Source organism: Calditrichota bacterium (assembly GCA_014359355.1).
Classification (GTDB): Bacteria; Zhuqueibacterota; Zhuqueibacteria; order JANLFK01; family Oleimicrobiaceae; genus Oleimicrobium.
On sequence record JACIZP010000347.1, the window covers coordinates 1 to 7,877 of the forward strand.

The following is a 7,877-nucleotide window of genomic DNA, read 5'->3' on the forward strand; positions in this document are numbered from 1 at the left end:
TCACTGTACTGAAGGGGGAATGACCTCCTTTCTTGCGCGCCGCCAAATAGTCGTTCGGGTCACCTGGACGTGGGCGAATGCGCTGCAGCTCAATGTCGTCCCAATCGTCTTCTTGGGAAAAAGCTATGTACTGCAGGCCAGCAATGTGCGCGCTTCGTGGTCCCACGTCGACGATCTCCTTGTCGCGCACGCGGGGCATGGAACCGCCGCCAATGCCCACGGTTCGCACATCTAAGGTGCGGACGTAAAGCCTGTGGCCGCCGACCTGGGCGCTTCTCACTTGCGGTTTCCCGTTCTTGATAACCGAGATGTCAGTGGAGGTCCCGCCGACTTCTATGAAGATGCCGTCGGAGATGCGCAGGTACATCAAGGCTGCTGCTACCCCCGCTGCTGGCCCTGATAGCATGGTGAGGATGGGGCGGCGGCGCATCTCGTTGACATCCATGATGCCGCCATCGGAGCGCATAATCATCAATGGAGCCTTGATGCCGGTGCGTCGCAAAGCCTCCTCGGTCAAGCGGGCCGTTTCCAGCATCACCGGCATCATGCTGGCATTGATGACCGCGGTGCGGGTGCGGATGCGAAGACCATAGAGGCGCGAGATGTGGCTGGCCGCCGTGGCCAGATAGCCCATTTCCTGTGCCACCTGCGCCACCAGCTCCTCGTTGCGCGGGTCGTCAACCCCGAACACCTCGCTTGCCACAATCACCTGGGCCCCCTGAGTCACGAGGCCGGCAACAGCTTGCCGCACCTCCTGCCGCGTGGGGGGCTTAGAAACGTCCAGGTAGGCGTGACTGACCGGGAGGTACTTTCCAGGTGCCAGGAGAATGCGGTCCACCCTGGTCTGTCGACTGGCGATGCGTCCTTCTATCCCTTTGCCCATGGCCACGATGCCCACATGCGCTACGTCTCCCTCGAGGAGCGCGTTGGTAGCTTGCGTGGTCGAGTGGGCAATGAGTACGACCTCGTCGGCGTCGATGGCGGCAGTTGCCATGAGCTTTTCCAGCGATTCCACTACCCCCTTAGCGACACCCTCGGCCGCCTGGTGCGTGGTGGGCACGCATGCTTTTCCCACCAATTCAAAGCTGGCGATGTCCACCGCCACCGCGTGGGTAAAGGTGCCGCCGACGTCGATACCGATCTTAATTCTACGCTTCCGCGCCATGCGAGGTCTGTCGGGGTTACATGAAGCGCACGCCGGCTGCCGCTAGTCCCATCCAGGCGACGGCCCATGAATAGGGAATGGTGTTCCACAACACCTTTTGCACATCCTGTCCCATCTGATTTGCCAGCCACACGTTGTGCGTGTTTGTCGGATCGCTGATGCCTTGCACTTGTCCCACAGCCATAAGGACGCCCATCACGGCCCCAGGTCTCATGCCGCTCGCCATGAAGGCTGCAGCCAGCCCGTAGCCCATTCCCCACACGTTGAGCGGCCCGCGGTACAACGCCAGGGGCGCGGCCAGCCCGAACAGCAAGACATAGGAGAGCGAAGAAGAGGGGAGGAGGCGCGTCATGAAGGGTCGCAGCAACGCCAACACTGGCCATTCGCCGAGCTGGCGAGCGTGCCAGGCCTCGCCTGGGCCCATGATGGCGTTCAACAACATGCCAATGCCAAGCATCAAGGCCACGGCCGGCATGACCAGCGCCCCTCCTTCAAGCACGCTCCGCACGAGCACATTTACTCCTCCTGGCCGGTAGGCGCACACGAACGCGTACACCAAGCCGCACACAAAGGCGGCAATAAAGTTGGAGTTAAAGAAAAGAATCAGGAAGAGAGGGATCAAGGGAGAAAGGTAGGCACCCCAAAAGAGCCCATGCGCAGGTGTGCGTCTGGCTTGGCGCATCTTCCATAACCCCCAGGCGAAGGAGGTGGCCATCAGGCCGGCGATGGTACCCTCAAGCACCTTGCCGGCCATACGAAAGGCTGCGAGAATCGATGTACGGTGGTAGGCAGGCAGCCAATGCCAGCCGGCAACAAGCCCGATCACGAGGCAGATGAGGACGATGGCGAGTACAAAAGCCTTGCGGCGGTTGAACTCGTGTCCGTCGCGGTACAGCTGCACAAGAGTGTAAGCCACACCGACGAGGCTGGTGAGACAGAACATAGTGAGGGCGAAGGAGCGGATCTCGGCCACTGGCAGCTGCAGCACGTCGCGATAGACAGCCCAATTGCCGGCATTCAACAACCCGCCCATGCTGATACCCATGAGGAAGACGCCGGTGATGGTCAGGGGCCCCAGGCCTACCGATGACATAATGGGCACGACCACTGTCGCCACCATGATGATTGCGCCCAGGCCTCCTAAGGTGGTAAACAGTAGCGTGATGAGCCCCAGCATCGCCAAGGCGACCACCAATGGGCTGTCGCCAGCCAGTTCAGCGCCTTTCTTGATGAGGCTGTCGGCGACCCCCGTCTTTTGCAGCAGCACGCTGAGCATACTTCCGAACAGCGCGACCGTATAGGCAGAGTGAAGACGCAATGCTCCCTCACCAACCACAAACTGTACCACGTCCGCGATGTTGAGGCCTGCGACCAGCGGGATCAGGAAAGCCATGCAGGGCAGGCAAATGAGCGCGGGGAGCTTGCGCAGGAACATCGCTCCGGCGAACGCCACAAAGAGGAAGAGGACCGCGAGAATTCTGAGGGTTTCCATGGCTGCGGGACCGTGTGCGAGTGCTCTTTGCCTGTTCCTCACAAATATAGCATCTTTTTTCCCACGATGCCAGTGAAAAAGCGTGCGCCTGACGTGACTGCGCAAATCGGTTGCGCTGCACGGGCCGTTTTTGTATATTGGGCAGGCAGAAGAAGCGAGGTGTCCAGTGCCCAACCCCAGAGAAATCGCGAAGACGAAAGCCCAGTCGGCGCCATCTAAGGGGCAGAAGTGCAAAGAGGTGGACGTCTTGGTGGTCGGGGCCAGTACCGGAGGGGTGTGCGCAGCAATCCAGGCCGCACGCCTCGGGGTGCAAGTCGCCCTCGTGGAGGAGACACCCTGGTTGGGCGGGATGCTGACGGCTGCCGGCGTGAGCGCCGTGGACGGCAATCACCTGTTGCCCTCCGGCCTCTGGGGCGAATTCCGCCAACATCTCTACGACCACTACGGCGGCCCCCAAGCGGTGGCCACTGGCTGGGTCAGCAACACATTGTTTGAGCCCCGCGTGGGAGAGGCCATCTTCAGGCGAATGGTTGCGGGGGAACCCAACATTGATGTCACCCATGGATATTGGCCGGTGCGCGTGCTCACCAGGAGGGGGAGAGTGCATGGGGTTCAGTTTGAGAATTGCCGCGGTGAGCTGCTGACCGTAAGGGCTACGATCACCATCGATGCCACCGAATACGGCGATGTATTGGCAGGGGCCGGCTGCTCCTACGACCTCGGGCGCGATGCTCGTGCGCAAACGGAAGAGCCTGGTGCTCCGGAATCGCCGGACCCCTTTATCCAGGACCTCACCTACGTGGCCATCCTGAAGGACTACGGCCATGGCCAGGACTGTGGCGTGGGTAGGCCAAGGGGTTACGATGAACGGCTCTATGCAGGCACCTGCCGTGAACTTGGCGGGCAAGGAACCGGTGCGCCCGACTGTGACCGGATGCTTTCCTATGGGCGACTGCCGGGCAACAAGTTCATGATCAATTGGCCAGTGCACGGTAACGACTGCTATCTCAACGTGGTGGAGCTACCTCGTGCCATGCGCCGGCGCCTCCTCCAGCAGGCAAAGCGGACCACGTTGGGCTGGATTCACTTCGTGCAGAAACATCTCGGGTGGCGACACCTCGGTTTGGCGGACGATGAGTTCCCTACCCGCGACCGTCTGCCGTTCATACCTTACAACCGCGAGGCGCGTCGATTGCGGGGTGTGGTGCGCCTCACCACCTTGGATCTGGTCGATCCGTACAAGCAGGCACGTAGGCCACTCTTCAAGACAGGAATCGCGGTGGGCAATTACCCTTTGGACCACCACCACGCCCGTTGCCCGGTCAGGATCGAAGAGGCATTCCCTGAGATCCCGGCGTTCACCGTCCCTTATGGCTGTTTAGTGCCCGCGGAAGTAGAGGGACTGCTGGTGGCCGAGAAGACGATCTCGGTGACGCACCTTGTGAACGGTTGTACGAGATTGCAGCCGGTAGTGATGCTGGTGGGGCAAGCTGCTGGTGCGGCAGCTGCATTGTGCGTTCTGCGGCAGTGTCAGCCTCGTCAGCTTGCGGTGCGTGCCCTGCAAGAAACACTCCTTCGCTATGATTGCTACCTCATGCCCTTTACTGACTGCCCCCGCGAGAACCCCCTTTTCGAGGCCGTGCAACGCGTAGGGGTGTGTGGCTTGATGCGCGGCCTACCCAAGCCGTCCGGCTGGGCTAACCAGATGCTCTTTCTGCCCGAGAAACCACTGGAACTACCTGACGCTCACCTTGCACTGGTCAATGCGCGTCCGCACACCGACCTCGGCGGCCTCTTTGGACCCCTGTCCACACATCGTTTTCTTACGCGCCGCGAGGCGCTGCGGCTCATCTGGAGTGCGTTGGGCCAGCCTGTCCCGCTTAGCGGTCACGCCTCCGAAGCGTCCGGGGACCGAGTTGAAACCCAGTCTCTTGCAGTGGCGAGGGAACGCGGCTGGCTGAGCGGGTCTCTCGGTGCTTTTTTGCAGCGGTTGGATGCCCCGATCTCGCGCGCGGAATTTGCCTTCCTCCTGGACAAGGCCTTGGACCCGCTTGCTTCTAACCCCATCTCGGTGCTCCCTGCAGTTGGCCCCTAGTGGATGAGATACCCTCTGCATGCGGACCAAGGGGGTAAGCGCGTCGGCATGGCCTGTTGCGGCGGTTGGCGCTTGGCTGAAGAATGGGCTAGTGGTCGGCGTGTATCGCCGTGCTCGTGGGGCAGAAAGGGAGATTCTCTGCCGCTTTCCTGCCAAAAATCGTCCGGCAAAGCAGATTTCACTTGACAAATTGGCGGCAAAAACTTATCTTGGGATAGTTAAAATTGCTTACTAACCAGAGAGCCTCTCGTGAGTCTGCGCGGAATTCGCAGCCTTTCGTGCCTTGCCTTAGCGCTCCTACCGGTGAGCAGTTACGCCCAGCTCACAGGTAAGATCACAGGCCAGGTGGTGGATGCGGAAAGCGGGCAGGCGTTAGTGGGGGCGAACGTTGTGGTGGTGGGGACCTACATGGGCGCCGCCACCGACGCGAAAGGCTGGTACGTCATCCTCAACGTTCCTCCTGGACGCCATCGCCTGGAGGTTTTCTATCTCGGTTACAAGAAGGTCGCCGTTGACGGCGTCGAGGTGCGCATTGACCGCACGGCGCGCGTCGATGTGAAGATGACCCCCACGGTGCTCGACCTTGGGCAGTCGGTAACCGTGACAGCGGAAAGGCCCATCGTCGAGGCGGACAAGACGGCCAGCGGTGTCCACTACGACGGACGCGACGTGCAGAACCTGCCGGTGGAGGGGCTGCGCAACGTCTTGGAGCTCGCTCCTGGCATCAGCCGCAACCCCGACGGCACAATCAGCATCCGTGGCGGAGGCGCCTACGAGATCAACTACTCAGTGAACGGCATCACCAGCATGGTGACCAACACGGGGGTGCCAGCCTACGGTACTGGTGGCAAGTCCGAGAACAGTTGGAAGTACGACATCAACCCGTTGGCCGTTGCCCAGATGGAAGTGATTACAGGGGGCTTTAACGCCGAGTATGGGAACGCCCAGTCCGGTGTGGTGAAGGTGGTGACCAAGGAGGGGGGTTCACGCTTTTCCGGCGCCGTGCAGGTGGAATACCGGCCGCCTGGTCAGTATCATTGGGGCGATTATCTCTACTCCCACGACCAGTTCGAATGGCGCAAGTGGGGCCTGTTCGAGAATTGGTTAAAGGAGCCCCAGTTCAAAGATAGCACCGGCGCCGTGAACGTGGAAGAAGCGTGGCGGAACTACAGGCTCTGGATCCGCAATCACACTCCTGCGGACGACAATATCCTCGGCGTCTATGACTACCGCAAATATCCGTACACGCGATACCTTTTCAGCTTTGGGGGGCCGCTGGGCAAAGAGGCAAGCAAGATGAGCTTCTTCCTGACTGGTGAGATAAAGAACAACCCCACGCGCCTGCCCACGCGCGAGAAGGTGCAACGTCTGGCAAACTACTCCATCGTTTTGGCTTTCAAACCAACTCCCCAACACCAGTTCAGGTTCACAACCCTCTATCAGCACTTCTATGGCGGGATGGGTTCGGGTTCAGAAGACATACGCTGGGCCGGTTTGTCGGGAAGCTACGGCGCCAAGCGCAAATACACCTTGATCTACGATTCCCCTCGGGAAGAATCGGTGTTCGCGCAAAGCCTCAATTACAAGCACATCTTCTCCGCGCGCGCCTTCGTGGAGGCCACCTTTACTTATCAGAACGAAATCCTTTACGCGTACCAGACCCCCACCCCGGGTATCGACAAGGACGTGCAGCTCCATCCAAACCCCGCGGATCGGCAGCTCGAGGACCGCGGGCCGTGGAACGAAAAGTACCGTGAGTACTACACCTGGTCAAGCCTCTACAATCAGGCTTCTCTCACGCGCTACTATGAAGCACGCCTCAGCCTCACCCGTCAGTTTCGTACTACAAACCTTTTCAAAGCGGGCATAGAGGCGTGGCTCATGGACCAGGATTACAATGCCTCCTCGTCACTCTGTGTGGCGGCTTTCATCTGGCGCACAGGCTTTGCCACCAACTACAAGGCCAAGACCTGGTATGCTGCGGCGTATGTTCAGGACAAACTGGAATTCGCCGGCATGGTCGCCAATCTGGGCGTTCGTCTGGACGCCTACAATTTTGGAGCCGATGTGCCGAAGGACAAGTACAGCGTCTTCTATCCTGCTTTAGGAAGCCCGAGCATCGGCACGCCGGCGTGGGAACCATCAAAGACGTTCGTCTCCTTGTCTCCGAGGGCAGGCATCTCTTTTCCCATCGGCGAGAGGACGGCCTTCCGCATTCAGTATGGCCATTTCCGTTCCATGCCCACCATCAATCAGGCACTGGATAACCAGACCTACAACGGGTGGGGCAGCTATGGGAACCCCAATCTGAAGCCAAAATTGAGTATTAACTACGAGGTCGGCGTACAGCAGAGCCTGTGGGGTACGCACCAGCTGGACGTGGTGACCTACTACAACGACCTCAAGTACCAGATTGCGCCGGTTTACATCAAGGCGGCTACAGGGAGCCAGAATAAGCCTGGAGACCTCAAGGGGAGTTACATCAGCTACGAGAACCGGGGGTATGGGAGTGCGCGCGGCGTCGAAATCAGTTTCGCCAATCGCCCGACCGGCAGATGGAACTATCGCCTCTCCTACACGCTCAGCCAAAGCAACTATGGTTTCCACGGGGTCTACCTCCAGGCACCTGACATGACACCTGAGTTGGAGCAGAAATACAGCTACTCGGCAAGCGACTACCTTTCCCCTGAGGACCGCACGCACCGCTTCAGTGGTGCTGTGACCTACATCCTGGGTGAAGGCGCTGGCCCCAGGGTTCTAGGCCTGCGCCCACTGGCGCGCATGTCGATAGGGCTGGTCCTCATGGTGCGCAGTGGCCTGCCGTACTACTGGTCGCCCGAGTATCAATACGAACGGACCGTCGAGTCCAATCGCCGCTACCCCAGCGAGTCGCAAACGGACCTACGGGCCGAAAAGCTCGTAGGTCTCGGGCCCGTGACTTTGACACTGAGCCTGCGCGTGCTCAATCTCTTTAACAACCAGCATCTGACGCCCATCTCTGACGCGGAGGAATTGAATCGCTGGGTCTTGAGAAGTGCAACCTATGCCGACCCTGACGATGCCCCGGATCGCGATGTGCGTCGCTACAACTATTTCCAGGTCTATCGCAATGTCCCACGCCAGGT

At 59.9% G+C, this 7,877-nt stretch carries 4 protein-coding genes; 2 read left to right on the forward strand and 2 right to left on the reverse strand.

Annotated features, from left to right (window positions below; all coding sequences use genetic code 11):
• Both H5U38_14740 and H5U38_14745 read right to left on the reverse strand, forming a co-directional pair.
• On the reverse strand, positions 1-1,165 hold a 1,165-nt coding region (locus H5U38_14740), incomplete at its 3' end, for a hydantoinase (GenBank protein MBC7188279.1).
• A gap of 16 nt (positions 1,166-1,181) precedes the next feature.
• Positions 1,182-2,657, reverse strand: coding sequence for a citrate transporter (locus tag H5U38_14745; GenBank protein MBC7188280.1), 1,476 nt, complete (start codon positions 2,655-2,657; stop codon positions 1,182-1,184).
• A gap of 166 nt (positions 2,658-2,823) precedes the next feature.
• Between H5U38_14745 and H5U38_14750 the strand changes: the two genes are divergently transcribed.
• Both H5U38_14750 and H5U38_14755 read left to right on the forward strand, forming a co-directional pair.
• Entirely contained in the window at positions 2,824-4,752 is a 1,929-nt protein-coding gene (locus tag H5U38_14750; protein MBC7188281.1) for an FAD-dependent oxidoreductase, read from the forward strand.
• Between the two features lie 249 nt (positions 4,753-5,001).
• Positions 5,002-7,877 (forward strand): TonB-dependent receptor (locus H5U38_14755; protein ID MBC7188282.1); only part of this gene is annotated, 2,876 nt, incomplete at its 3' end.

Excerpts from the sequence above, each read along its gene's own strand:
- H5U38_14745 (MBC7188280.1), bottom strand. The coding sequence starts at position 2,657 with ATGGAAACCCTCAGAATTCTCGCGGTCCTCTTCCTCTTTGTGGCGTTC.